The organism is Pseudomonas sp. SA195, assembly GCF_054131565.1.
This window is the reverse complement of record NZ_CP096392.1, coordinates 954,729-978,649: the sequence shown is the minus strand read 5'-3', so window position 1 is coordinate 978,649 and position 23,921 is coordinate 954,729. Positions and strand designations below refer to the sequence as shown.

The window sequence follows — 23,921 nt, the reverse complement described above, 5'->3', positions numbered from 1 at the left end:
TTACTTCACGACCTTCAGGCTCGGACGGCTCGCCGCTGGCGCTGACTTCGATTTCGAGGAGTCATCTGGCGGCGTATCGTCATCCGGCGGCGTAGGCTCCGTTTCAAAAACCATGCCCTGGCCATTTTCGCGCGCGTAGATTGCCATGATCGCCGGAGACGGCACATATAGCTCATGTGCCACACCACCGAAGCGGCCTTCGAAGCTGACCGCCTCGTTGCTCATATCCAAGCGACGAACCGCGCCTGGCGAAACGTTCAAGACGATTTGCCCGTCGCTGGCATACCCAGGCGGAACCTTCACACCGGGATGCTCCGCGTGTACCAGGATATGTGGCGTGCAGTCGTTATCCACGATCCATTCATACAACGCACGGACCAGATAAGGGCGACTGGAAGTCATGAAAAAGCCTCTCTTTTTAACGCATGCCGCGTTCAACGGCGGATAAGCTGGCCTGGAAGGCCTCGCGAGCGAAGTTGAGCTCCATGTAATCGATCAGGGGCTTTGCGGCCCGTGGCAACTCGATCTCCAGTGTGGGCAAACGCCAGAGGATAGGCAACAGACAACAGTCGACGACGCTGATCTCGTCGCTTAGAAAATACGGCTTTTCCGCAAAAATTGGCGAGACGCCAGTCAGGCTTTCGCGCAGCTCCTTACGGGCCAGCTCCTTGGCCTGACCAGCTGAACGCCTGTCTTGAATCCTGTCCACCAGCGCACACCAGTCTCGCTGCACTCGGTGCACCAGCAAGCGGGTATTGGCGCGCGCTACAGGATAAACCGGCATTAACGGCGGGTGTGGATACCGCTCCTCGAGGTATTCGGTAATCACGCCAGGCTCGTAGAGGGCCAGGTCACGCTCGACGAGGGTAGGTACCGTTGCGTAGGGGTTCACTTCGGCCAGTCGCGGTGGGCACTGCCCTAGAAGGACATCGACTACCTCAACCGACACTCCTTTCTCGGCAAGCACATACCGCACGCGATGCGAATAATGATCAGCAGGATCGGAATAGCAGAGCAACCGGTTGGCGACCGCCACGGGACCTTCCTCGCTTAATTTTTTATAGTCCTGAAAAAACGCGCGCGCCCAAGGGGCGCGCGCAATGTACAACGTTGCAGCAGGCGTATCAGTGGACGTCTTTCCAATACTCACGCTTGAGCAGATAGGCGAAGACGAAGAAGAACGCGAGGAACAGCAACACGTAGGTTCCGATCCGCTGACTCTCCAGCTTGACCGGATTGGCCGAGTAAGCCAGGAAGGTCACGAGGTTATGAACCAGCTCGTCGTATTCCGCTTCGGACAACGCACCCGTGCCGGCCTCGACCGTCAGGTGACTGCAGTCCTCATGGGTGACGGGAGTGCCAGTCAAAGGATCGAACTGCTTGCGGCCATCCTCAACCACCTGGACCTGCTTGCAGGCAACCGACTCGCCTTCCGGCAGCTTGCTCGGCATGACCTGACGCCCCTGCAGCGGCGCCAGCACGTGCGGCATGCCCACGTTCGGGAATACCGTGTTGTTCACACCATAGGGGCGAGACGGGTCTTCGTAGAAGCTGCGCAGGTAGGTGTACAACCAGTCGTTTCCGCGTACACGTGCAACCAAGGTGAGGTCCGGCGGCGCAGCGCCAAACCAAGCCTTCGCGTCTTCTGGCTTCATGCCAATCTTCATGTGGTCGCCGATCTTGGCATCCGAAAACACAATGTTGTCCATCATGATTTCTTCAGGAATGCCCAGGTCATTAGCTACGCGCTCGTAACGCTGGTACTGGGCGCCATGGCAACCCATGCAATAGTTGGCGAATGTCTTCAGGCCATCCTGCAGCGCCGCCTTGTCGGTCAGATCGATATCGATCTCGTCCAGATGAGCACCACCACCAGCGGCGAATCCGAAGGCCGGCACCAGTGCGAGAATCAATGCAGCAATTTGCTTTTTCATCAGCCAGCCACCCTTTGCGGAACTACTTTGGTCTTCTCAAGCTTGGTGTAGAACGGCATCAGGATGAAGTAACCGAAATAGATGGCAGTACAGATCCGAGATACCAGTGTCCGCTCCGGAGTAGGAGACAGCACGCCAAGCACGCCGAGGATGACGAACGAAATGCAGAACAGCACCAGGGCGATCTTGCTCAGCCAGCCCTTGTAGCGCATCGATTTGACCGGGCTGCGATCCAGCCACGGGAGCACGAACAGCACCGCAATGGCTGCGCCCATGGCGATTACACCGAGCAACTTGTCAGGCACCGCTCGCAGAATCGCGTAGTACGGAGTGAAGTACCACACCGGCGCGATGTGCTCAGGCGTCTTGAACGCATTCGCCACTTCGAAGTTCGGCTTCTCGAGGAAATAGCCGCCCATCTCAGGGAAGAAGAACACGACGGCGCAGAATACGAACAGGAACACCACGACACCGACGATATCCTTCACCGTGTAGTACGGGTGGAAAGGAATACCGTCGAGTGGACGCCCTGCTTCGTCCTTGGTCTTCTTGATATCGACACCCATGGGGTTGTTCGAACCGACTTCGTGAAGCGCCAGGATGTGCAGCACGACCAGGCCAAGGATAACGATCGGCAATGCGATGACGTGTAGCGCGAAGAAGCGGTTCAGGGTGATGCCGGAGATCAGGTAATCGCCGCGGATCCACTGCGTCAGGTCATCCCCGATCACCGGAATGGCGCCAAACAGCGAAATGATCACCTGGGCGCCCCAGTAAGACATCTGCCCCCAAGGCAGCAGGTACCCCATGAAAGCCTCAGCCATGAGCGCAAGGTAGATCATCATGCCGAAGATCCACACTAGCTCACGCGGCTTTTGGTACGAGCCGTAGAGGATTCCGCGGAACATGTGCAAGTACACGACGATGAAGAACGCCGACGCACCGGTCGAGTGCAGGTAACGGATGATCCATCCGTACTCGACGTCGCGCATGATGTATTCGACGGACGCGAACGCACCCTCAGCCGAGGGCTCGAAGCTCATCGTCAGCCAGATACCAGTGAGTATTTGGTTGACCAGCACCAACAGTGCGAGTGAACCGAAGAAATACAAGACGTTGAAGTTCTTCGGCGCGTAGTACTTGCTTAGATGGTCTTCCCACATCTTGGTCGCAGGAAAGCGCGCATCGACCCATTCCATGAACTTGCTCATCATGCGTTCTCCTGATCGACGCCGATGACGATCGTGGTGTCCGTCTCGTACGTATGAGGGGGAACCGGCAGGTTCAAGGGGGCGGGCTGCCCCTTGTAGACGCGGCCAGCCATGTCATATTTCGAGCCATGGCACGGGCAGAAATACCCACCGAGCCACTCGGCGCCCAAATCCGCCGCAGCGACTTCAGGCCGGAACGATGGGGAACAACCGAGGTGAGTGCACAGTCCGACAACGACAAGCACTTCAGGCTTGATCGAGCGCACTGACGGGTCGACATAGGTCGGCTGCACCGACTCCTTCGACTCGGGGTCGGCGACGGTATCGGTCAGCTTGCTGAGGTTAGCAAGCGTCTCCTCCGTACGACGCACAATAAACACCGGCTGACCACGCCACTCAGCAACCATCTGCTGGCCGGGCTCGATCTTGCCGATATTCACCTTAACCGGTGCGCCGGCTGCCTTGGCCTTGGCACTCGGGAACCACGATCCCACGAACGGGACCGCTGCCCCCACCGCTCCTGCAGCACCTACTACCGAAGTAGCGGCTACCAGGAAGCGACGCCGGCCAGCATTCACGCCGTCATTGCTCATTCAGTCGTCTCCCATCAGTTTCTTATGGCCCACCGAGGCAGGCGTCTACTACGTAAAACAGGCCGCGAAAAAATTCGCCAAATGGTAAAGAAAACCCCCTCGCCTGACAAGGTAATAACCAGACACAACAAACCGGGAAGGCCCGTAAATCGGGACTCGCAGCACGTGACACGCTGTCGCAGCAGTAAAAAACCAAGCCATAAAAAAACGCCCAGTTCCGAAGAAACTGGGCGCTTTTCGTAGAAGCGAAATTAACGCTTCGAGTACTGCGGACGCTTGCGCGCTTTGCGCAGACCGACCTTCTTACGCTCGACTTCGCGGGCATCGCGGGTGACGAAGCCAGCCTTGCGCAGCGCAGGACGCAGACCTTCGTCATAGTCCATCAGCGCACGGGTGATACCGTGACGGATCGCACCGGCCTGACCGCTGACACCACCACCAAGGACAGTGACGTACACATCGAACTTCTCGACGGTCTCGGTCAGCTCGAGCGGCTGACGAACGACCATCCGAGCGGTTTCGCGGCCGAAGAAGTTATCCAGCTCGCGATTGTTGATGGAGATCTTGCCAGTACCCGGGCGCAGGAAGACGCGCGCGGTTGCAGTCTTGCGACGGCCAGTGCCGTAGTTTTGAGTCGCCGACATAGTGAACTATTCCGTTAAATCTTCAGTTCTTGGGGCTGCTGAGCGGTGTGCGGGTGGCTGGCACCCTTGTAGACCTTCAGCTTACGGTACATGTCGCGACCCAGTGGGTTCTTCGGGAGCATTCCCTTGACCGCGGTCTCGATCACACGCTCTGGCGCCTTGGCGATCAGCTTCTCGAAGTTGATCGACTTGATGCCACCCGGGAAACCGGAGTGGGAGTAGTACATCTTGTCGGTGGTCTTGGCACCGGTAACACGCACTTGCTCGGCATTGATAACGACGATGTAGTCACCGGTATCGACGTGAGGAGTGTATTCCGCCTTGTGCTTGCCACGCAGGCGGCTAGCGATTTCGGTTGCCAGACGACCCAGGGTCTGGCCGGCAGCGTCGACGACAAACCAGTCGCGCTTGACGGTTTCCGGTTTAGCAGTAAAAGTCTTCATTCGTTATAGCCTCAGGGGCCGCCCTGAAAATAAGACGGCGAATCTTACTGAATGGTGCTCGCCCTGGCAAGGCCAGGACAGCCGGAAACAGACGCTATCGGGGGCTCGGGTCAGCGCGTCCGCTACGGCAATGGTTCGGCGGGCTAGGCATCCCCCACCTTGGTCTCGTGTCGACAGGCTAGGCATCCCCGGCGACAGGCTGCGGAATTATCCTGATTGCAGCCGAAATAGCAAGCAGCTTCGACAACCAGCACGCCGGAACTCCGGGACGGTGTATGGTCATACGCTGGACTGCCGGACAGGCACCCCCATCACGCATCAAACCGACAAGGACACCTTATGCAACTGCGCCAACTGGGCCGCACGGATCTGAACGTCAGCGCACTCTGCCTGGGCACCATGACCTGGGGCGAACAGAACGACCAGCAGGAGGCCTTTGCGCAACTCGACCGCGCCAGGGCTGCCGGAATCAACTTCGTCGACACGGCCGAGATGTACCCGGTCCCGCCTCGCGCGGAAACCTATGCCACGACCGAGCGCTACATCGGGGAATACTTCAAGGCGCGCGGCAACCGGAACGACTGGATACTCGCCAGCAAGGTCGCAGGACCCGGCAACGGCATCACGCACATCCGCGACGGCCAGCTGAAGATGAACCGCCAGCACATCGTCGCCGCACTGGACGCCAGTCTGCAGCGCCTGCAGACCGACCGCATCGACCTTTACCAGCTGCATTGGCCCGAGCGCAGCACCAACTTCTTCGGCCAGCTCGGCTACCGCCATCAGCAGGCCGGCTTCACGCCGCTCGAAGAAACCCTCGAAGTCCTCGACGAGCAGGTGCGAGCGGGCAAGATTCGCCATATCGGGCTGTCCAACGAGACGCCCTGGGGCACGATGAAGTTTCTCCAGCTGGCCGAAGAGCGCGGCTGGCCGCGAGCGGTTTCCATCCAGAACCCCTACAACCTGCTGAACCGCAGCTTCGAGGTGGGGCTCGCCGAGATCGCCATTCGCGAGCAGTGTGGCCTGCTGGCCTATTCGCCCCTGGCCTTCGGCATGCTGAGCGGCAAGTACGAGAACGGCGCCCGCCCCGAAGGGGCGCGCATCACCCGCTTCAGCCGGTTCGCACGCTATACCAACCCGCAAACGCAAGACGCCTGCTCCCGCTACGTCGCCCTGGCCCGCGAGCACGGCCTGGACCCGGCGCAGATGGCGCTGGCCTTCGTGACGAGCCAGCCCTTCGTCACCAGCAACATCATCGGCGCCACGTCACTGGCGCAACTGGAAAGCAATCTCGGCAGCATCGACGTGACGCTTTCGGCCGAGGTGCTCGAAGCGATCGAGGCAATCCATGTCGCGCAGCCCAACCCGGCACCCTGACCGCTCAGGCTCGACGGCTTGCCGCGATAGAATCGCACCCGGCGCACATACAACGCGCCCCGGTGTCGATAGATGACCAGCGAGTCGAGGAGTACCGATGATTGCTGCTGACCTGCTCGCCCCTTCCAGCCTGATCCTGGGCTGGCTGCTCTACCTGGCCGCGCTCGCCTGGGCCGGGGTTCGAGCGCCCTGGGTCGAGCTGTTCAGCGATACACGCCGCCAACACCTGCTGTTCGGCGCCGTGCTGGCGATCTTCCTGCTCTGGCTGGTACGGCGGGACTTCGACTCCGGCCTGTCTTTCCACTTCATCGGACTGACGGCCGTCACGCTGCTGCTGGACTGGCCGCTGGCCATACTTGCGGCATTCACAGCGCAGCTGGGCCTGACCGTGACCGGCCACCAGCACCTGTTGTCGCTCGGCCTCAACGGCGTGCTGCTGGTACTGATTCCTGTGGCCGTGACCGAGTGCTGCGCGCAACTGGTCGAGCGCACGCAGCCGCGCAACCTGTTCGTCTATATCTTCTTTTCCGGCTTCTTCGCAGCGGGGCTAGCCGCGCTGTTCTGCATACTGGCCGGCCTCGGCGTACTGCTTTTCGACGGCCGCTACCCGATGCCACCCTGGCTGGCGGACTTTGCCGGCTATATCTGGCTGGTGATGTTTCCGGAGGCGTTCATCAACGGCACGGTGATCAGCGCGCTGGTCGTGTTCTATCCGGACTGGATGGAAACCTTCAACCGAACGCGCTACCTGCAAGCCCCACGGGAAGACGACGGCGACAAGCCCATGTGAGGCCCGCCCGAGCCGCACATTCAGCTCAATGCTGGCGAGGCACGTCGTCGGAGAACAGGTCATCCTCCAGCTCATTTCCCGGGATGGCATGCTCCTCGGCGGCCCACGCACCCAAATCGATCAGCTTGCAACGTTCGGAACAGAACGGCCGGCTCTGACTCTGCGGCCCCCATTCGACCGGCGCACCACAGGTGGGGCACTCTACAACGGTGACACTCATGCCTTACCTCCTCGCAGGCTCAGATAGAAACGGTGCAGGCGCTCGACCTCGGCGGCAAGCCAGGCCATGTCCCGGTCGTTGACCAACACATCATCGGCATGGCGCAAGCGCTCATCACGTCCGACTTGGGCCGCGAGAATCGATCGGATCTGCTCTTCCGCGGCACCATCGCGCCGCGCCGCACGCACGACCTGCAGCGCTTCGGGAGCGTCCACGACCAACACACGCGCCGCCTGGCGATACTGCCCGGACTCGATGAGCAACGGGGACACCATGATGGCGTACGGCGATTGCGCCTGCGCGAGCTTGTCAGCCACTTCCTGGCGGATCAGCGGGTGCAACAACTGCTCGAGCCACTGCCGCTGCCCCGGGTCGGCAAATACCAACTGCCTTAGCACGGCGCGGTCCAGGCTACCGTCACCGGCCAACACCTGATCGCCGAAATGCTTGGCAATAGCCGCCAGCGCCGGGCGCCCGGGCTCGACAACCCAGCGGGCCGCGTGATCGGCATCGACCCAATGTACGCCCAGCCGCCCGAAGTGCTCGACCACGGCACTCTTGCCACTGCCGATGCCGCCGGTAAGGCCGAGAATCCAGGGTTTCATGCTGCACCTATCGCTTGAAAACGACGCGCAGTAGTAACCGCTAGCCAATTGAGATGCAAGCGCGGAAAACCCAACTAACCAAAGCCAGGAAGGCGACCGAATCCGGCCGCCCCTACAACCCAATCAGAAATGTGCGAATCGTAGGTAACTGGCAGTGATCTGCTCACCCCACAGCAGGGCGATCCATCCAGCAATGGCCAGATAAGGCCCGAACGGAATCGGCGTGCCGTTGTCCGCGTTCTGCATGCGTAATGCGATGCTGCCTAGCACCGCACCGACAACTGAAGACAGGAGAATGGTCAGCGGCAGCACCTGCCAGCCACCCCATGCGCCCAGCATCGCCAGCAACTTGAAGTCCCCATAGCCCATGCCCTCCTTGCCCGTGACAAGCTTGAACAGCCAGTACACCGACCACAGGCTGAGATAACCGAATACGGCACCCCACAGCGCATCGGGCAGGGTTGCAAACAATCCCTGGGTATTGCAGATCAAGCCCAGCCAGAGCAGTGGCAGGACAATCGAATCCGGCAGCAATTGATGGTCGACGTCGATCATGCTGGAGGCGAGCAGCGCCCACGTCAGCAACAGCACCGCGCCCGCCTGCAAGGTGAAGCCGAAATGCCAAGCCACATAGCCGGACAGCACGCCACACGCCAGCTCAACCAGAGGATAGCGGTGGCTGATCCGCGCCTTGCAGCAACTGCACTTGCCTCGCAACGCCAGCCAACTGACAACCGGGATATTCTCCCAAGCGCGAATTCGATGATTGCAATGTGGGCAGCGCGACTGCGGCCACATCAGATTGAAACGCTCACTCGCCACTTCAGCGGGCAGCTCAAGATACTCACGAGCCTGCGTGCGCCATTCACGCTGCATCATCAGCGGCAACCGATAGATCACCACATTAAGGAAGCTGCCGACCAGCAACCCCAACACCAGTGCACAGAAAACAAAGGCCAGCGCGTGGCTGGCCAGAAATGAAAAGACGCTCATCTAGACCACGGAGCCCAACTGGAAGATCGGCAGGTACATGGCGATGATCAAGCCACCCACCAGCACACCCAGTACCGCCATGATCATCGGCTCCATCAACGCGGTCAGGCCGTCGACCATGTTGTCGACCTCATCCTCATAAAAGGTCGCGACCTTCGCCAACATTTCGTCCAGCGAACCAGACTCTTCACCAATGGCCGTCATCTGGATCGCCATGCTCGGAAAGGTGTTAGTGGTACGCATAGAGAAATTAAGCTGCATGCCGCTGGAGACGTCCGACTTCACCTTGGCCGTTGCATTACGGAAGACCACGTTACCGGTCGCGCCGGCGACTGAGTCCAGCGCATCAACCAATGGCACGCCCGCGGCAAACGTAGTGGACAGCGTACGAGCAAAGCGAGCAACAGCCGACTTGTAGAGAATGTCACCAACAACTGGGATTTTGAGAACAAGCCGATCGAACCAATTGCGGAACTTCTCGGAACGCGTATGCGCCTGTTTGAATGCAACCCCTGCCGCAATCATTGCGAACAGAACGACGTACCACCACTCTTGCAACAGCTCTGACAAATTTATCACCATTACCGTGAAAGCTGGCAGCTCAGCGCCAAAGTTAGCAAATACCTCTTGAAACTGCGGCACCACCTTGATCAGCAGAATGGCAGACACGATGATCGCGACCAGCACCACCGCGATCGGGTAGTTCATCGCCTTCTTGATTTTGGCCTTCAGCGCTTCGGTCTTCTCTTTGTAAGTCGCTACCCGGTCCAACAGCGTTTCCAGCGCACCGGACTGCTCACCCGAATCAACCAGGTTGCAATAGAGGTCATCAAAGTATTGCGGCTTTTTGCGCAGCGCAGCGGCAAAGCTGTTACCGGCCGCCACCTCTTGCTTGAGGTCATCTACCAGCTTGCGCATGTTGGGGTTATCGAAACCCTCGCCGATGATGTCGAAAGACTGCAACAGCGGCACGCCCGCCTTCATCATGGTCGCCATCTGCCGGGTGAACAGGGCGATGTCCATCGGCTTGATCTTCTTGCCGGCACTGAACAGCGAGACGGACTTCTTGCGCACCTTCAGCGGGTTGACGCCCTGCTTGCGCAACTGTGCCTTGACCAGCGCGGGGCTTGCACCGCTCAGCTCACCCTTGATCCGGGCGCCCTTGCGATCCGTGCCTTCCCAGGTGAATACGCTGGTCTTGATTGCTTTCTGAGCCATGTTAGTCCTTGGTCACCCGGTTGACTTCTTCCAGGCTGGTCACGCCCTGCATGGCCTTCAGCAGGGCTGAAGTCCGCAAGTCATTGAAGCCGTCTCTGCGCATCTGGGTGGAGATATCGATTGAGTTGCCGTCCTCCATGATAATGCGCTGCAGAGAGGGCGTGTTTTTAACCACTTCATAAATACCGACACGCCCTTTGTACCCGCCTTTGCAGTTTTCGCAGCCAACCGGCCCATAGATCTTGAAGGTGCCGATCTTGTCTTCAGGAAAGCCCTCGCGCAGCAACGCCTCGCGCGGCACGTCGACTTCCTTCTTGCAGGTACTGCAAAGTTTGCGCGCCAGGCGCTGGGCGATGATCAGGTTGACCGAGGTGGCGATGTTGAACGCCGGCACGCCCATGTTGCGCAGGCGCGTCAGGGTTTCCGCCGCGCTGTTGGTGTGCAGGGTCGACATCACCATGTGCCCGGTCTGCGCGGCCTTGATCGCAATCTCGGCCGTTTCAAGGTCACGGATCTCACCGACCATGATGATGTCCGGGTCCTGACGCAAGAAGGCGCGCAGTGCTTGAGAGAAATCCATGCCCTGCTTGGGATTGACGTTGACCTGGTTGATGCCTTCCAGGTTGATCTCGACCGGGTCCTCGGCCGTAGAGATGTTGACGTCGACGGTATTGAGGATGTTGAGGCCGGTATAGAGCGATACGGTCTTGCCCGAACCAGTCGGGCCCGTTACCAGAATCATGCCCTGCGGTTGGCGCAGCGCATTCATATACAGCTCTTTTTGCGATTCCTCGTAGCCCAGCGCATCGATGCCCATTTGCGCACTGGTCGGGTCAAGGATACGCATCACGATCTTTTCGCCCCACAACGTGGGCAGCGTGTTCACACGAAAATCGATGGCTTTGGTCTTGGACAGCTTCATTTTGATTCGACCATCCTGCGGCTTACGCCGCTCGGAGATGTCGAGGCCAGCCATTACTTTCAGGCGTGCTGAAATACGAGGCGCGAGCTGAATAGGCGGGCGCGCGACCTCGTGGAGGATCCCGTCAGTACGGAGCCGGACGCGATACGCCTTTTCATACGGCTCGAAGTGCAAGTCGGACGAGCCGCCACGAATGGCGTCGAGCAGCATCTTGTTAACGAAGCGAACAACCGGTGCGTCGTCCGCAGCATCACCCGTATCGTCATTGGAGGCATCGTCCGATACGGTTTGAACATCGATACCATCGAGGTCCACATCACCTAAGTCGTCCAGCCCCGTCGTCGCGCTTTCGAAAAACTTTTCAATGGCGTTACCGAGCTTGTCGTCCTCGACCAAGATCGCCTCGGTCGTCAGGCCAGTGCTGAACTGGATATCCGTTACCGCCTGATGATTCGTCGGGTCGGATACCGCAACGAACAGCTTGTGGCCACGCTTGATGAGCGGCAGCACCCGATGCTGACGGGCCAGCTTTTCGGACACTACCTCCTTCAGCTGGGCTTCCTTGTCCAGCGCATTGAGGTCCATGTAGGCCACACCGAACTGGTCAGCCGCCAGCTCCGCCACGGCGCGCCCGCTGGCAAGCTTGTTCTGCACCACATAGGTCACCAGCGACAGCTTGTTCCGCACCGCCTGCTGGTGTGCTTGCTGAGCCGTCCGGTCATCGAGCAGGCCGGCCAACACCATTTGTTTAGCCAGGCCGGAGAGGGCAACGTTATCGGTCATGGGCGAGGATTCGTCTGGATTAATGCCCGCCTTATAGCGCAGATAGCCAGGCGTGCCAAACCGCAGCCACCGGGGTGACGCTTTTTGTCAGAAGCGTGCGAAGCGAGGCAGCGTGTGTGGTTCGCATTGTGCCGCAATGCCGCGAAAACAGGGGCGTTTAGAAGTTGGCACGCTGGCTGCTTAGTCCCTTGCAGGCTGAACGCCTTAACATCTCAAGGAGAAGCACATGAAAGCTCAGATGCAGAAAGGTTTTACTTTGATTGAATTGATGATCGTTGTGGCGATTATCGGAATTTTGGCGGCGGTGGCGCTGCCGGCATACCAAGATTACACAGTACGCGCTCGCGTCTCCGAATGTGTAGGGTTAATGGCAGGCGCAAAAACGACCGTTATGGAAAATGCTTCCAACGGAACTGCTTTTGCTTCTGGATTCACCGCAAACACCGCCACCCAAAATTGCGGAGTCACTGCTATCGCTAACGACGGCGTGATTTCCGTTACATCCACAGCTCGCGCAGGTAACGTAGCCCTAACAATGACTCCCGCACCGGCATTGGTAGCTGGCACGCCGCCGGCAGCAGCCGTACAGTGGACCTGCCGCGCTCCTGCTGCAAACCACAACGTAGTTCCGGCAGAATGCCGTAACGCACCGGCTGGTGGTTAACCCGGTAAGGCGGATCAATTCGTAAGATGGATTAGCGAAGCGTAATCCGTCACCCACAAATATCGACCCGCCATTGCAACCCAAACGCCTCGCCTCCGTGCGGGGCGTTTTGCTATTTGGATATGGCATCGCCAGAGGCGCCTCCGTCGGTGACCGCGATACGGGCCGCGTCCGCCCGGCCAAACACCTCGATCACCCGACCCTCCGGAACGTCGGAATACGCCTTCGGCTATTCCAACCTACATTCGCTTGGCACCGGGCCGGTACGGCGTATCGCTTCCCGTAGGATGGAATCGCCAGAGGCGCCTCCGTCGGTGACCGCGAAACGGGCCACGTCGTCCGGCCAAACACCTCGATCACCCGACCCTCCCGAACGTCGGAATACGCCTTCGGCTATTCCAACCTACATTCGCTTGTCACCGGACCGGTACGGCATATCGTTTTCCGTAGGATGGCATCGCCAGAGGCGCCTCCGTCGTGACCGCGAAACGGGCCGCGCCCGCCCGATCAAACACCTCGATCACCCGACCCTCCGGAACGTCGGAATACGCCTTCGGCTATTCCAACCTACATTCGCTTGTCACCGGACCGGTACGGCATATCGTTTTCCGTAGGATGGAATCGCCAGAGGCGCTTCCGTCGATGACCGCGAAACGGGCCGCGTCCGCCCGGCCAAACACCTCGATCACCCGGCCCTCCGGAACGTCGGAATACGCCTTCGGCTATTCCAACCTACATTCGCTTGGCACCGGATCGGTACGGCGTATCGCTTTTCGTAGGATGGAATCGCCAGAGGCGCCTCCGTCGGTGACCGCGAAACGGGCCGCGCCCGCCCGGCCAACCACCTCGATCACCCGACCCTCCGGAACGTCGGAATACGCCTTCGGCTATTCCAACCTACATTCGCTTGGCACCGGATCGGTACGGCGTATCGCTTTTCGTAGGATGGAATCGCCAGAGGCGCTTCCGTCGATGACCGCGAAACGGGCCGCGTCCGCCCAGTCAAACACCTCGATCACCCGCCCCCCCGGAACGTTGGAATACGCCTTCGGCTATTCCAACCTACATTCGCTTGGCACCGGGCCGGTACGGCGGATCGCTTTTCGTCGGATGGAATCGCCGGAGGCGCTTCCGTCGGTGACCGCGAAACGGGTCGCGTCCGCTCGGCCAAACGCGGTAAGGCGGATCAATTCGTAAGATGGATTAGCGAAGCGTAATCCGTCATTCATCGCGAACCTACTGTATCCGCCATTGCAACCCAAACGCCTCGCCTCCGTGCGGGGCGTTTTGCTATTTGGATATGGCATCGCCAGAGGCGCTTCCATCGGTTACCGCGAAACGGGCCGCGTCCGCTCGACCAAACACCTCGATCACCCGCCCCCCCGGAACGTTGGAATACGCCTTCGGCTATTCCAACCTACATTCGCTTGGCACCGGGCCGGTACGGCGGATCGCTTTTCGTCGGATGGAATCGCCGGAGGCGCTTCCGTCGGTGACCGCGAAACGGGCCGCGTCCGCTCGACCAAACACTTCGATCACCCGACCCTCCGGAACGTCGGAATACGCCTTCGGCTATTCCAACCTACATTCGCTTGGCACCGGATCGGTACGGCGTATCGCTTTTCGTAGGATGGAATCGCCGGAGGCGCTTCCGTCGGTGACCGCGAAACGGGCCGCGTCCGCCCGGCCAAACCCGGTAAGGCGGATCAATTCGTAAGATGGATTAGCGAAGCGTAATCCGTCATCCAACGAACCCACTCCACCGTTGCAAACAAAACGCCTTGCCTTCGTGCGAGGCGTTTTGCTGTTTGGGGGATGACCACGGCGGCGGATCGCCTTTCATCCGGTGGGTCGCCAGACACGCTTCCGTCGGTTACCGCGCGCGGGCACAGTGATCAATCAAACACCGCACCCGCACGCATTCACGCGAACGTCGGATTACGCCTTTGGCTAATCCAACCTACGTTGCTTGACTGCGCCGAATGACGGACACCACGGGACGGAGAATCGCTTCGTAGGATGGAATCGCCGGAGGCGCTTCCGTCGTTTACCGCGAACCGGCCATATCGGTTGCCCCACCACCGCACCCGCACGCACCCACACAAACGTAGGATTACGCCTTCGGCTAATCCAACCTTCATCGTCTGCGCATCGGTTTGTGTGCCGGCTTGTCGTTTATCACGAATAGGCCGCACCAACCGCGATTGGTGCCGCCTACACTTCCAGCAATTGCAACGCTGGAGGCAAGGATGCCTAACTACCGTCGCGCCCTCGTCCCGGGGGCGAGCTGGTTTTTCACTGTGAATCTGCTGGAGCGACGCGGCAACGATTTGCTGGTGCGGCATATCGATCTGTTTCGGGCGTCGGTCCGGCGGGTACACCGGCTCCATCCGTTTACCATCGACGCCTGGGTTGTGCTCCCCGAGCACATGCATTGTGTTTGGACGCTACCGCCAGGTGACGCGGACTACGCTCTGCGGTGGCGGCTGATCAAAACGTTCTTCAGCCGCGCCTTGCCTCCTGGCGAATATCGATCGGCGGTGCGCCTGCAACGAGGTGAGCGCGGTATCTGGCAACGTCGCTATTGGGAGCACATGATCCGCAATGAAAGCGACTTCCGCCGGCATGTCGATTACGTTCACGTCAATCCACTCAAGCACGGCCTGGTTCGGCGCGTATGCGACTGGCCCTATTCGAGCTTTCACCGTGATGTGCGTGCGGGACTTTATCCAGTTGACTGGGCGGGCGATCCGTCGCTTCTCGTCCCTGGCGCGGTGCGTGGGCATCGTGACATGTAGCCTCTGTCGGATTACGCCTTCGGCTAATCCAACCTACGTCGTGTGTGCCGCACGGCATCGGCTGTGTGCGGCTTTCGAAGGATGGAATCGCCAGAGGCGCTTGCGTCGTTTACCGAGCATGGGCGCATCGAATCGACCAGACACCGTACCCGCACGCAAGCACGCACGCATCCACGCGACCGTCGGATTACGCCTTCGGCTAATCCAACCTACGTTGCTTAGCTGCGCGGAATGACGGGCAATGCAGCCCAAACAAAAACGCCCTGCATTAGCAGGGCGTTTTCGCGTCAACGAAGGCTCGCTTAGATAGCGCCGCGCTTACGCAGCAAATCAATCACCTGCTTGGCACCCTCTTCCACGCTCAGCGACTCGGTGTCGATGACGAGATCGGCATTGCCCGGGATGTCGTACGGGAAGGACTCGCCCGGGATATTGTCGCTACCGGCAGCGTAAAGCCCCTGCGGGTCGCGCTGTTGGCACGCCTGCGGTGACGCCTGTACGTAGACGGTGACGACCCGATCAGCGCCGATCAGCGCCTTGGCCTGTTCACGGCCCTCGGCATCTGGAGCAACGAACGCAGCCAGGGTGATCAGACCGGCCTCGTTGAACTGGCGCGCCACATGCGCGGCGCGGCGCCAATTTTCGGTGCGACCAGCGCGGTCCTGCGGCAGGCCCTTGTTCAGGTCATGACGCAGGTTCTGCCCGTCCAGCACATAGACCGCGCGCCCCATGTCGAAGAGCTTGCGCTCGACCGCGTAGGCCAGCGTGCTCTTGCCCGCACCCGAAAGACCGGTAAACAGTACGGTCGCGGGCTGCTGGCCAAAACGCGTCGCGCGCTCGTCGGTCGATACGTGCGCGAGCGCGCCATGATGGCCGGACGTACCGTGCGACAAGGGATCGGCGATGATCATACCGGCGCCGACGGTGCCATTGGTCAGGCGATCGATGATGATGAAGGCGCCAGTGGTGCGGTTCTGCGCGTAGCCGTCGAGCGCAATCGGCGCATCAAGGCTGACCTTTACCCGCCCGATCTCGTTGAGCTGCAGGCTGCTGGCCGGGCCATGCTCCAGGGTGTTCACATCCACGCGGTGCGTGATGCTGGCGATGGAACCGGGGACGTAGCTGGTGGCGCGCTTGATGTCATATTTCTTGCCAGGCAGCATCGGCTCCTCGGCCATCCACACCAGCACGGCATCGAACGCGTCGGCGATGCGCGGCTGGTTGTCGGCGTGGACCAGCATGTCACCGCGCGACACATCGATCTCGTCTTCGAGGGTCAGCGTGATGGCTTCGCCCGGGGTCGCCTGCTCCAGCTCGCCGTCAAATGTGACGATGGATTTGACGGTGCTGCGCTTGCCGGACGGCAATACCAACACCTCGTCGCCCTTGCGCACGATGCCGCTGGCCAGTGTGCCAGCGAAACCACGGAAGTTGAGGTTGGGGCGGTTGACGTACTGCACCGGGAAGCGCAGGTCCTCGAAGTTGCGATCGCCAGCGATCTCGACGCTTTCCAAAATCTCCATTAGCGACTGCCCTTCGTACCAAGGCGCACGCTCGGAACGGTTGACCACGTTGTCGCCCTTGAGCGCCGACATCGGCACGAAGTGCAAGGACGTCGGTTGCAGCTCGATACGCTCGGCAAAGGCCAGGTAGTCGGCCTTGATCTTCTCGAAGACCTGCTGGTCGAAGTCCATCAGGTCCATCTTGTTGATGGCGACAACGATGTGTTTGATGCCCAGGAGCGAAGTGATGAAGCTGTGGCGCTTGGTCTGCGTCTGCACGCCGTAGCGCGCGTCGACGAGGATGATTGCCAGGTCGCAGGTCGAGGCACCGGTGGCCATGTTGCGCGTGTACTGCTCATGGCCAGGGGTATCGGCGATGATGAACTTGCGCTTGGCCGTGGAGAAATAACGGTAGGCCACGTCGATGGTGATGCCCTGCTCGCGCTCGGCCTGGAGGCCATCGACCAGCAGCGCCAGGTCGACGTCATCGCCCGTGGTGCCGGATTTTTTCGAGTCGCGCGTGATCGCCTCGAGGTGATCCTCGTAGATCATCTTGGAGTCGTGCAGCAAACGCCCGATCAGGGTGCTCTTGCCGTCGTCGACGTTGCCGCAGGTGAGAAACCGCAGGAGTTCTTTGCGCTCGTGCTGCGCCAGGTACGCGAGGATGTCCTGGCCGATCAAATCTGACTGATGAGACATGGTGCGTAATCCTTAGAAGTAACCCTGGCGTTTCTTTTCTTCCATCGACCCGGTGGCATCGTGGTCGATGACGCGGCCCTGGCGTTCGGAGGTGCGGGTCAGGAGCATCTCCTGGATGATTTCCGGCAAGGTCGTCGCGGTGGATTCAACGGCGCCCGTCAGCGGGTAGCAGCCCAGGGTGCGGAAGCGAACCATACGCTTCTCGATACGCGCCTTTTCCTCGTCGCTGAGGTGCTCGAGGATGCGTTCGTCGTCGATCATGATCAGGGTGCCGTTTTTCTCGATGACTTCGCGCTCGGCGGCGAAGTACAGCGGCACGATCGGGATCTGTTCCAGATAGATGTATTGCCAGATGTCCAGCTCGGTCCAGTTCGACAGTGGGAAGACGCGGATCGACTCGCCCTTCTTCACGTTGCCGTTGTAGACGTTCCACAGCTCCGGGCGCTGGTTCTTCGGATCCCAGCGGTGCTTGCTGTCGCGGAACGAGTAGACGCGCTCTTTGGCTCGCGATTTCTCTTCGTCACGCCGCGCACCGCCGAAGGCCGCATCAAAACCGTGCTTGTCCAGCGCCTGCTTGAGCCCCTCGGTTTTCATGATGTCGGTGTGCTTGGCACTGCCGTGGGTGAACGGGTTGATGTTCTGCGCCACGCCATCGGGATTGATGTGCGTGATCAGGTCCAGGTCCATTTCCGTGACCATCTTTTCGCGGAAGCGGTACATCTCCTGGAACTTCCAGCGCGTATCGACGTGCATCACCGGGAACGGCAGGCGGCCTGGAAAGAACGCCTTGCGCGCCAGATGCAGCATCACGGCCGAGTCCTTGCCGATGGAATAGAGCATCACCGGGTTGTCGAATTCGGCGGCCACCTCACGGATGATGTGGATGCTTTCCGCCTCCAGCTGTTTCAGATGCGTCAGTTTGTCGACCATGGCTACTCACGTATAGGCAGATGGACGGCCGGCAGGCCGGAACGAGGGCGCCACTTTATCACGGCGATAAATTCTAATCAGGCCGCCGGTTAGATCGAAATGCTCTAGGTTTATGCCGCGCCAAAATGGTCGCGAGACCGTGAGCGTCGGCGTATCGGCCAGTGATCACGCAGGGTTCGGGCAGTCAATGAACCGGTGCTCGATGCCGAATTGCCGCGCCAGATGCTCCCCAAGCGCTTGGACGCCATAGCGCTCCGTTGCATGATGGCCCGCAGCGAAGAAACTGATGCCCGTCTCACGCGCGACATGCACCGTCTGCTCGGACACCTCCCCAGTCAAGTACGCATCGGCGCCTGCTGCGACAGCCTGTTCGATGTAACCCTGAGCGCCACCGGTGCACCAGGCGATGCGCTGAATAGGAGCCGTGCCCGCGACCGTTAGCGGCTCACGCCCCAGCTCGCGCTGTATCCGCGCCGCCAATTCAGACGGGAGAAGCGGCTCTGGGAGCGAGCCGACCAGCCCCACCGAGCGCGGATTGTCAGGTTCGAGCGGCCCCTCCTCCAGCAACCCGAGCACACGCGCCAGCTGCACGTTGTTACCGACCTCGGGATGGACGTCTAGCGGCAGATGGTAGGCCAGCAGGCTGATGTCGTTGAGCAGCAACGTCCTGAGCCTCCGTTGCTTCATGCCCAGCACACGTGGATCTTCGTTCTTCCAGAAGTAGCCGTGGTGGACCAATACAACGTCCGCGCCGGCTTCGACGGCTGCATCCAGCAGCGCCTGGCTCGCAGTAACGCCGCTGACGATACGGCTCACCTCGGCGCGGCCCTCGACCTGCAGCCCATTGGGGCAGTAATCGGCAATCTTGCCCGCGTTCAGATAACGATCGGCGTACGCCACCAAAGTCGACAGTGCAACGGCCATCAAGCCTCTCCCAGTTCGATTGACGTGCGAACCTGGGTCGCTCTGCAACGGGGCGAACTAAGCCGTGCGGATGAATACCCAGAATCACATGGACTAAGCTGCATTTCCTCGTCAGCTTCGTATAATGCCGCCACCTTAAAGGGCACCCCTGCCCCGAGCAACCTGTCCGGATTTTCAATCGCGATGATCAATGCCCTGCGTTTTATCGGCTGGCCGTTGCTGGTGGGCTTGCTGCTGGCCCTGCTGATCATTCAGCGCTACCCCCATCTGGTCGGCATGACCGCCGAACCCGAATACACCTTGCAACAGACGTTACCAGCCGGCGCCCCGCGGCAAGGTCCTTATTCCTATGCGAGCGCCGTGAGTGGTGCGGCCCCGGCCGTAGCCAACCTATACACCACCAAGGTAATCGACAGCTCCGCGCAACAGCCGATGCTCAAGGATGATCCGCTGTTCCAGCGCTTCTTTGGCGACAGCCTGCCGCGCCAGCGCCGGATGGAGTCGAGCCTGGGCTCGGCGGTGATCATGAGCCCCGAAGGCTATCTGCTGACCAACTACCACGTGACGGCCAATGCCGAGCAGATCGTCGTGGCGTTGCGTGACGGCCGCGAAACCCTTGCCAGGGTCATCGGTAGCGACCCCGAGACCGATCTCGCCGTGCTCAAGATCGACCTGGCCAATCTGCCCGCCATCACGCTTGGCCATTCGGACAGCATTCGCATCGGCGACGTCACCCTGGCGATTGGGAACCCGTTCGGCGTTGGCCAGACCGTCACTATGGGGATCATCAGTGCCACCGGCCGCAACCAGCTTGGGCTGAATACCTATGAAGACTTCATCCAGACCGACGCGGCGATCAACCGCGGCAACTCAGGCGGCGCGTTGGTCGACACCGCCGGCCACTTGATCGGCATCAACACCGCGATCATTTCGGAGTCGGGCGGCTCGCAGGGCATCGGCTTTGCGATCCCGGTGAAGCTGGCCATGGAGGTGATGAAGTCGATCATCGAGCACGGCCAGGTCATCCGCGGCTGGCTGGGCGTCGAGGTCCAATCGCTGACCCAAGAGCTGGCAGAGTCCTTCGGTCAGGCCGGGCGCCCCGGAATCGTCGTCGCCGGGGTGTATCGCGACGGGCCCGCCGAGCGCGCGGGCCTGCAACCCGGCGACCTGATTCTCAGCATTGATGGAGAGCAGGCGCTGGACGGTCGCACATCGATGAACCAGGTCGCGCGGGCGCGGCCCGGTGATCGCATCGATATCGACATCCTACGTAACGGTAAGCCGCTCACGCTCACGGCCGAGGTGGGCATGCGTCCACTGGTCGAAAAGAGCCCCCAGCAATAAAAGGCCACGAGGCGAACGACGCCGCCGCGCAAGGGCGGCGCCGCTGCGTGACGATCAGCCGATGAGCTGACCCAGCGCGTCGAGCAACGCCTGGTTCTGCTCAGGCGTGCCGATTGTGATGCGCAAGAACTGATCGATCCGCGCCGCCTTGAAGTGACGAACAATAATGCCCTGCTCGCGCAGACGTGCCGCGACCAGAGACGCATCGTGCGCTGGATGACGGGCAAAAATAAAGTTCGTGGCCGATGGCAGCACCTCGAAACCCAGCGCTTTCATCGACGCGGTCACCGCTTCGCGACTGTCGATAACCTGCCGGCGCGTCTGCTCGAAATGGTCGCGATCTTCGAACGCCGCTGCGGCTCCGGCGATGGCGACACGATCGAGCGGATAAGAGTTAAAGCTGTTCTTGATGCGCTCCAGAGCCTCGATCAGGTCCGGATGCCCAACCGCCAGCCCGACCCGCAAACCGGCCAGCGAGCGTGACTTTGATAGGGTCTGGGTGACCAGCAGATTAGGATAACGATCGACCAGCGCGATGGCCGAGTCGCCACCGAAATCGATATAGGCTTCATCGACCAGCACCACCGAATCGGGGCTGCCCGTCAACAACTGCTCAATGGCCGTGAGCCCGAGCAGGCAGCCGGTCGGTGCGTTCGGGTTGGGGAAAATGATTCCACCGTTGGGCCGTGCATAATCGGCCACGTCGATGTTGAAACCGTCGTCGAGCGGTATCGCCTGGTACTCGATGCCGTAGAGTCCGCAATACACCGGGTAGAAGCTGTAGCTGATGTCCGGGAAAAGCAGTGGTTCACGGTGTTGGAACAGGCCGTGGAACGCATGGGCGAGCACCTCGTCCGAACCGTTACCAACGAACACCTGCTCGGGTCGCACGCCGTAGTAGTCCGCCACGGCCCGCTTGAGCCGCTCGCCGTTGGGGTCTGGATACAGGCGCAGGCTATCGCCCAACTCTGCGTGCATCGCCGCCACCGCCTTCGGCGAAGGGCCATATGGGTTCTCATTGGTGTTGAGCTTGACCAGCTTGCTCAGCTTGGGCTGTTCGCCGGGAACATAGGGGACCAGGTCCTTGACGAAAGGGCTCCAGAACTTGCTCATGCCCTTCTCTCCTCGAATTCGTTGGGGGTCTAGGTGGTGCGGAAGCCGGCGTGCTGGCGATGGCTTTGAGCGCGAATCGCCAGGCAGCTGCTCCTACTGGATCACGGCTTGATCCGGTACTCGGCGCTGCGCGCGTGCGCCGTCAGCGACTCGCCGCGGGCAAGCACGGAGGCGATCTTGCCGAGTTCGGAGGCGCCATCAGCCGAGCAATGGATGATCGAGGAACGCTTCTGGAAGTCGTACACACCGAGCGGCGATGAGAAGCGCGCCGTGCCGGACGTCGGCAAGACGTGGTTCGGGCCGGCACAGTAATCGCCCAGCGCCTCGGCGGTGTAACGCCCCATGAAGATCGCACCAGCGTGGCGGATGTGCGGCAGCCACTGTTCAGGCTCGGCGACCGACAACTCCAGGTGTTCCGGCGCGATACGGTTGGCGACTTCGATCGCCTGCTTCATGTCGGCGACCTGAATCAGCGCGCCGCGACCCTGCATCGACGCACGTGCGATGTCAGCGCGCTCCAGCGTTGGCAGCAGCCGCGCAATGCTTTCGGCGACGCGATCGAGGAAGGCGGCGTCGGGGCTGACAAGGATCGACTGGGCGTCTTCGTCGTGCTCGGCTTGGGAGAACAGGTCCATTGCGATCCAGTCAGGATCCGTCTGGCCGTCGCAGACCACGAGGATTTCGGACGGACCGGCAATCATGTCGATGCCAACCTTGCCGAACACGTGGCGCTTGGCGGTCGCCACGTAGATGTTGCCGGGGCCGACAATCTTGTCCACCGGTGGCACGCTCTCCGTGCCGTAGGCCAACGCAGCGACGGCTTGGGCGCCACCGATGGTGAAGACTCGATCGACACCTGCGATACATGCCGCCGCCAGCACGAGCTCGTTGATTTCGCCGCGGGGCGTCGGCACCACCATCACCACCTCCGGTACGCCCGCTACCTTGGCGGGGATGGCGTTCATCAGTACCGATGATGGGTAGGACGCCTTGCCGCCCGGCACGTAGAGGCCGGCGCGGTCGAGCGGAGTCACCTGCTGGCCAAGCACCGTGCCGTCGGCCTCGGTGTATCGCCAGGAGTCTTGCTTCTGACGTTCGTGATAGGTACGAACCCGCTCGGCAGCCGCTTCAAGCGCCTGGCGCTGGGCCGGAGTGATGCGCTCAAGTGCAGCTTCGAGGCGCGCTCGAGGCAGGATGAGGTCAGCCATCGAGGCGACTTGCAACCCGTCGAATCGCTGCGTCAATTCGACCAGCGCGGCGTCGCCGCGCGCGCGCACGGCAGCGATGATGTCCAGTACCCGCTGATTGACGCCCTCGTCGGACACGCTTTCCCAGCTCAGCAGATGATCCAAGTGTCGAGCGAAATCGGGATCAGCGGCGTTGAGTCGGCGAAGGTCGAGGGAAGCGGTCATAACGGGCCTCATGAGGGATGCGTCTTGCAGTTGTCCAGGCGCCGTAGAGTAACAAGCCAACCGCGCCGGCACCCGGGAATTTCGCTATGGCGCGGATAGTGACGGTCCGGCTGACCGCGGCGCTTAGCCGCGCTGATCGACCGCGCGCTGCAAGGTGTCGATCAAGGCCTGGATACGCGCGTGCTGCATCTTCATCGACGCCTTGTTGACCACCAGGCGCGAGCTGATCGGCGCGATCAACTCCTGCGGCTCCAGGCCATTGGCACGTAGCGTATTGCCGGTATCGACCACGTCGATGATCTTGTCCGCGAGGCCCACCAGCGGGGCCAGTTCCATCGAGCCGTAGAGCTTGATGATGTCTACCTGGCGGCCCTGTTCGGCGTAATAACGCTTGGCGACGTTGACGAACTTGGTTGCCACACGTAGCCGGCCCTTTGGCTCCGGTACGCCGACCTTGCCAGCGGTCATCAGCTTGCAGTTGGCGATTTTCAGGTCCAGCGGCTCGTAGAGCCCCTGGCCGCCGAACTCCATGAGCACGTCCTTGCCGGCGACGCCAAGGTCGGCTGCGCCCTGCTCGACGTAGGTTGGGACGTCGGTTGCCCGCACGATCAACAGGCGTACGTCGGCCTGGGTCGTCGGGATGATGAGCTTGCGGCTTTTCTCGGGATTTTCGGTCGGCTCGATACCAGCCGCCGCCAGCAGCGGGAGCGTGTCGTCGAGGATGCGGCCTTTGGACAGGGCGATGGTAAGCATGGGCAGAGCGTTTCCTTGAACCTGATGGAGGCCGGCCAAAGTAGCCGGC

General features: G+C 60.7%; 23 protein-coding genes. 5 read left to right on the top strand and 18 right to left on the bottom strand.

Going from position 1 to position 23,921, the window contains the following annotated elements; genetic code table 11:
* The 7 genes from M1D78_RS04460 to rplM form a co-directional block, all read right to left on the bottom strand.
* Positions 1–402, bottom strand: coding sequence for a ClpXP protease specificity-enhancing factor (locus M1D78_RS04460; protein WP_437422947.1), 402 nt, complete (start codon positions 400–402; stop codon positions 1–3).
* 16 nt (positions 403–418) lie between these two features.
* On the bottom strand, positions 419–1,036 hold the full coding sequence (locus M1D78_RS04455) for a glutathione S-transferase N-terminal domain-containing protein (protein ID WP_437422946.1): 618 nt from the start codon (positions 1,034–1,036) through the stop codon (positions 419–421).
* Positions 1,037–1,124: 88 nt separating this feature from the next.
* Positions 1,125–1,934 (bottom strand): cytochrome c1, encoded by an 810-nt coding sequence (locus M1D78_RS04450; RefSeq protein WP_437422945.1) that lies wholly within the window; start codon positions 1,932–1,934, stop codon positions 1,125–1,127.
* The gene (locus M1D78_RS04445; protein ID WP_437422944.1) at positions 1,934–3,145 is read right to left on the bottom strand and encodes a cytochrome b; all 1,212 of its coding nucleotides are present in this window, start codon (positions 3,143–3,145) and stop codon (positions 1,934–1,936) included. The genes M1D78_RS04450 and M1D78_RS04445 overlap by 1 nt, the downstream gene beginning before the upstream one ends.
* A complete protein-coding gene (gene petA, locus M1D78_RS04440) occupies positions 3,145–3,738 on the bottom strand; it encodes a ubiquinol-cytochrome c reductase iron-sulfur subunit (RefSeq protein WP_437422943.1) in 594 nt (197 codons plus the stop codon). The genes M1D78_RS04445 and petA overlap by 1 nt, the downstream gene beginning before the upstream one ends.
* 251 nt (positions 3,739–3,989) lie before the next feature.
* A complete protein-coding gene (rpsI, locus tag M1D78_RS04435) occupies positions 3,990–4,382 on the bottom strand; it encodes a 30S ribosomal protein S9 (protein ID WP_437422942.1) in 393 nt (130 codons plus the stop codon).
* A gap of 14 nt (positions 4,383–4,396) precedes the next feature.
* Entirely contained in the window at positions 4,397–4,825 is a 429-nt protein-coding gene (rplM, locus tag M1D78_RS04430) for a 50S ribosomal protein L13 (RefSeq protein ID WP_168425219.1), read from the bottom strand.
* Between the two features lie 339 nt (positions 4,826–5,164).
* On the opposite strand from rplM, the gene M1D78_RS04425 reads away from it, so the two are divergent.
* Together M1D78_RS04425 and M1D78_RS04420 are read left to right on the top strand one after the other, a co-directional pair.
* The gene (locus M1D78_RS04425; RefSeq protein ID WP_437422941.1) at positions 5,165–6,202 is read left to right on the top strand and encodes an NADP(H)-dependent aldo-keto reductase; all 1,038 of its coding nucleotides are present in this window, start codon (positions 5,165–5,167) and stop codon (positions 6,200–6,202) included.
* 97 nt (positions 6,203–6,299) lie between these two features.
* Positions 6,300–6,992, top strand: a complete 693-nt coding sequence (locus M1D78_RS04420) for an energy-coupling factor ABC transporter permease (protein WP_437422940.1) — start codon at positions 6,300–6,302, stop codon at positions 6,990–6,992.
* Between the two features lie 25 nt (positions 6,993–7,017).
* Here M1D78_RS04420 and yacG read toward each other — a convergent pair whose 3' ends face one another.
* From yacG to pilB, 5 genes are all read right to left on the bottom strand, one after another.
* Positions 7,018–7,212: a DNA gyrase inhibitor YacG gene (gene yacG / locus M1D78_RS04415; RefSeq protein ID WP_437422939.1), complete on the bottom strand. Its 195-nt coding sequence runs from the start codon at positions 7,210–7,212 to the stop codon at positions 7,018–7,020.
* Entirely contained in the window at positions 7,209–7,817 is a 609-nt protein-coding gene (gene coaE, locus M1D78_RS04410) for a dephospho-CoA kinase (protein ID WP_437422938.1), read from the bottom strand. The genes yacG and coaE overlap by 4 nt, the downstream gene beginning before the upstream one ends.
* A gap of 123 nt (positions 7,818–7,940) precedes the next feature.
* Complete coding sequence (locus M1D78_RS04405; protein WP_437422937.1) at positions 7,941–8,810, bottom strand: prepilin peptidase; 870 nt, start codon at positions 8,808–8,810, stop codon at positions 7,941–7,943.
* On the bottom strand, positions 8,811–10,028 hold the full coding sequence (locus M1D78_RS04400; protein ID WP_437422936.1) for a type II secretion system F family protein: 1,218 nt from the start codon (positions 10,026–10,028) through the stop codon (positions 8,811–8,813).
* A 1-nt stretch (position 10,029) separates the two neighbouring features.
* The gene (pilB, locus tag M1D78_RS04395; RefSeq protein ID WP_437422935.1) at positions 10,030–11,733 is read right to left on the bottom strand and encodes a type IV-A pilus assembly ATPase PilB; all 1,704 of its coding nucleotides are present in this window, start codon (positions 11,731–11,733) and stop codon (positions 10,030–10,032) included.
* A gap of 226 nt (positions 11,734–11,959) precedes the next feature.
* Here pilB and M1D78_RS04390 point away from each other — a divergent pair, with 226 nt between their 5' ends.
* The gene (locus M1D78_RS04390; protein WP_437422934.1) at positions 11,960–12,397 is read left to right on the top strand and encodes a pilin; all 438 of its coding nucleotides are present in this window, start codon (positions 11,960–11,962) and stop codon (positions 12,395–12,397) included.
* 2,249 nt (positions 12,398–14,646) lie between these two features.
* On the top strand, positions 14,647–15,195 hold the full coding sequence (locus tag M1D78_RS04385; RefSeq protein ID WP_437422717.1) for an REP-associated tyrosine transposase: 549 nt from the start codon (positions 14,647–14,649) through the stop codon (positions 15,193–15,195).
* Positions 15,196–15,497: 302 nt separating this feature from the next.
* Here the strand turns inward: M1D78_RS04385 and cysN are convergent, their stop codons facing one another.
* From cysN to M1D78_RS04370, 3 genes are all read right to left on the bottom strand, one after another.
* A complete protein-coding gene (gene cysN / locus M1D78_RS04380; RefSeq protein ID WP_437422716.1) occupies positions 15,498–17,396 on the bottom strand; it encodes a sulfate adenylyltransferase subunit CysN in 1,899 nt (632 codons plus the stop codon).
* Positions 17,397–17,408: 12 nt separating this feature from the next.
* Positions 17,409–18,326 (bottom strand): sulfate adenylyltransferase subunit CysD, encoded by a 918-nt coding sequence (cysD, locus tag M1D78_RS04375; RefSeq protein ID WP_437422715.1) that lies wholly within the window; start codon positions 18,324–18,326, stop codon positions 17,409–17,411.
* 165 nt (positions 18,327–18,491) lie between these two features.
* Entirely contained in the window at positions 18,492–19,250 is a 759-nt protein-coding gene (locus M1D78_RS04370; RefSeq protein ID WP_437422714.1) for a Nif3-like dinuclear metal center hexameric protein, read from the bottom strand.
* A 183-nt stretch (positions 19,251–19,433) separates the two neighbouring features.
* Here M1D78_RS04370 and algW point away from each other — a divergent pair, with 183 nt between their 5' ends.
* The gene (gene algW, locus M1D78_RS04365) at positions 19,434–20,594 is read left to right on the top strand and encodes a Do family serine endopeptidase AlgW (protein ID WP_437422713.1); all 1,161 of its coding nucleotides are present in this window, start codon (positions 19,434–19,436) and stop codon (positions 20,592–20,594) included.
* Between the two features lie 54 nt (positions 20,595–20,648).
* Here the strand turns inward: algW and hisC are convergent, their stop codons facing one another.
* The 3 genes from hisC to hisG all read right to left on the bottom strand — a co-directional run bounded on the left by hisC (position 20,649) and on the right by hisG (position 23,872).
* A complete protein-coding gene (hisC, locus tag M1D78_RS04360) occupies positions 20,649–21,707 on the bottom strand; it encodes a histidinol-phosphate transaminase (protein WP_437422712.1) in 1,059 nt (352 codons plus the stop codon).
* A gap of 101 nt (positions 21,708–21,808) precedes the next feature.
* The gene (gene hisD / locus M1D78_RS04355) at positions 21,809–23,119 is read right to left on the bottom strand and encodes a histidinol dehydrogenase (RefSeq protein ID WP_437422711.1); all 1,311 of its coding nucleotides are present in this window, start codon (positions 23,117–23,119) and stop codon (positions 21,809–21,811) included.
* A gap of 123 nt (positions 23,120–23,242) precedes the next feature.
* The gene (gene hisG, locus M1D78_RS04350) at positions 23,243–23,872 is read right to left on the bottom strand and encodes an ATP phosphoribosyltransferase (protein WP_437422710.1); all 630 of its coding nucleotides are present in this window, start codon (positions 23,870–23,872) and stop codon (positions 23,243–23,245) included.
* Positions 23,873–23,921: the final 49 nt, after the last annotated feature.

What these genes read in the sequence shown, in the direction of transcription:
- M1D78_RS04460 (WP_437422947.1), bottom strand. Translation starts at nt 402, where the DNA reads ATGACTTCCAGTCGCCCTTATCTGGTCCGTGCGTTGTATGAATGGATC.
- M1D78_RS04450 (WP_437422945.1), bottom strand. Translation starts at nt 1,934, where the DNA reads ATGAAAAAGCAAATTGCTGCATTGATTCTCGCACTGGTGCCGGCCTTC.
- M1D78_RS04445 (WP_437422944.1), bottom strand. Translation starts at nt 3,145, where the DNA reads ATGAGCAAGTTCATGGAATGGGTCGATGCGCGCTTTCCTGCGACCAAG.
- petA (WP_437422943.1), bottom strand. Translation starts at nt 3,738, where the DNA reads ATGAGCAATGACGGCGTGAATGCTGGCCGGCGTCGCTTCCTGGTAGCC.
- rpsI (WP_437422942.1), bottom strand. Translation starts at nt 4,382, where the DNA reads ATGTCGGCGACTCAAAACTACGGCACTGGCCGTCGCAAGACTGCAACC.
- rplM (WP_168425219.1), bottom strand. Translation starts at nt 4,825, where the DNA reads ATGAAGACTTTTACTGCTAAACCGGAAACCGTCAAGCGCGACTGGTTT.
- M1D78_RS04425 (WP_437422941.1), top strand. Translation starts at nt 5,165, where the DNA reads ATGCAACTGCGCCAACTGGGCCGCACGGATCTGAACGTCAGCGCACTC.
- M1D78_RS04420 (WP_437422940.1), top strand. Translation starts at nt 6,300, where the DNA reads ATGATTGCTGCTGACCTGCTCGCCCCTTCCAGCCTGATCCTGGGCTGG.
- yacG (WP_437422939.1), bottom strand. Translation starts at nt 7,212, where the DNA reads ATGAGTGTCACCGTTGTAGAGTGCCCCACCTGTGGTGCGCCGGTCGAA.
- coaE (WP_437422938.1), bottom strand. Translation starts at nt 7,817, where the DNA reads ATGAAACCCTGGATTCTCGGCCTTACCGGCGGCATCGGCAGTGGCAAG.
- M1D78_RS04405 (WP_437422937.1), bottom strand. Translation starts at nt 8,810, where the DNA reads ATGAGCGTCTTTTCATTTCTGGCCAGCCACGCGCTGGCCTTTGTTTTC.
- M1D78_RS04400 (WP_437422936.1), bottom strand. Translation starts at nt 10,028, where the DNA reads ATGGCTCAGAAAGCAATCAAGACCAGCGTATTCACCTGGGAAGGCACG.
- pilB (WP_437422935.1), bottom strand. Translation starts at nt 11,733, where the DNA reads ATGACCGATAACGTTGCCCTCTCCGGCCTGGCTAAACAAATGGTGTTG.
- M1D78_RS04390 (WP_437422934.1), top strand. Translation starts at nt 11,960, where the DNA reads ATGAAAGCTCAGATGCAGAAAGGTTTTACTTTGATTGAATTGATGATC.
- M1D78_RS04385 (WP_437422717.1), top strand. Translation starts at nt 14,647, where the DNA reads ATGCCTAACTACCGTCGCGCCCTCGTCCCGGGGGCGAGCTGGTTTTTC.
- cysN (WP_437422716.1), bottom strand. Translation starts at nt 17,396, where the DNA reads ATGTCTCATCAGTCAGATTTGATCGGCCAGGACATCCTCGCGTACCTG.
- cysD (WP_437422715.1), bottom strand. Translation starts at nt 18,326, where the DNA reads ATGGTCGACAAACTGACGCATCTGAAACAGCTGGAGGCGGAAAGCATC.
- M1D78_RS04370 (WP_437422714.1), bottom strand. Translation starts at nt 19,250, where the DNA reads ATGGCCGTTGCACTGTCGACTTTGGTGGCGTACGCCGATCGTTATCTG.
- algW (WP_437422713.1), top strand. Translation starts at nt 19,434, where the DNA reads ATGATCAATGCCCTGCGTTTTATCGGCTGGCCGTTGCTGGTGGGCTTG.
- hisC (WP_437422712.1), bottom strand. Translation starts at nt 21,707, where the DNA reads ATGAGCAAGTTCTGGAGCCCTTTCGTCAAGGACCTGGTCCCCTATGTT.
- hisD (WP_437422711.1), bottom strand. Translation starts at nt 23,119, where the DNA reads ATGACCGCTTCCCTCGACCTTCGCCGACTCAACGCCGCTGATCCCGAT.
- hisG (WP_437422710.1), bottom strand. Translation starts at nt 23,872, where the DNA reads ATGCTTACCATCGCCCTGTCCAAAGGCCGCATCCTCGACGACACGCTC.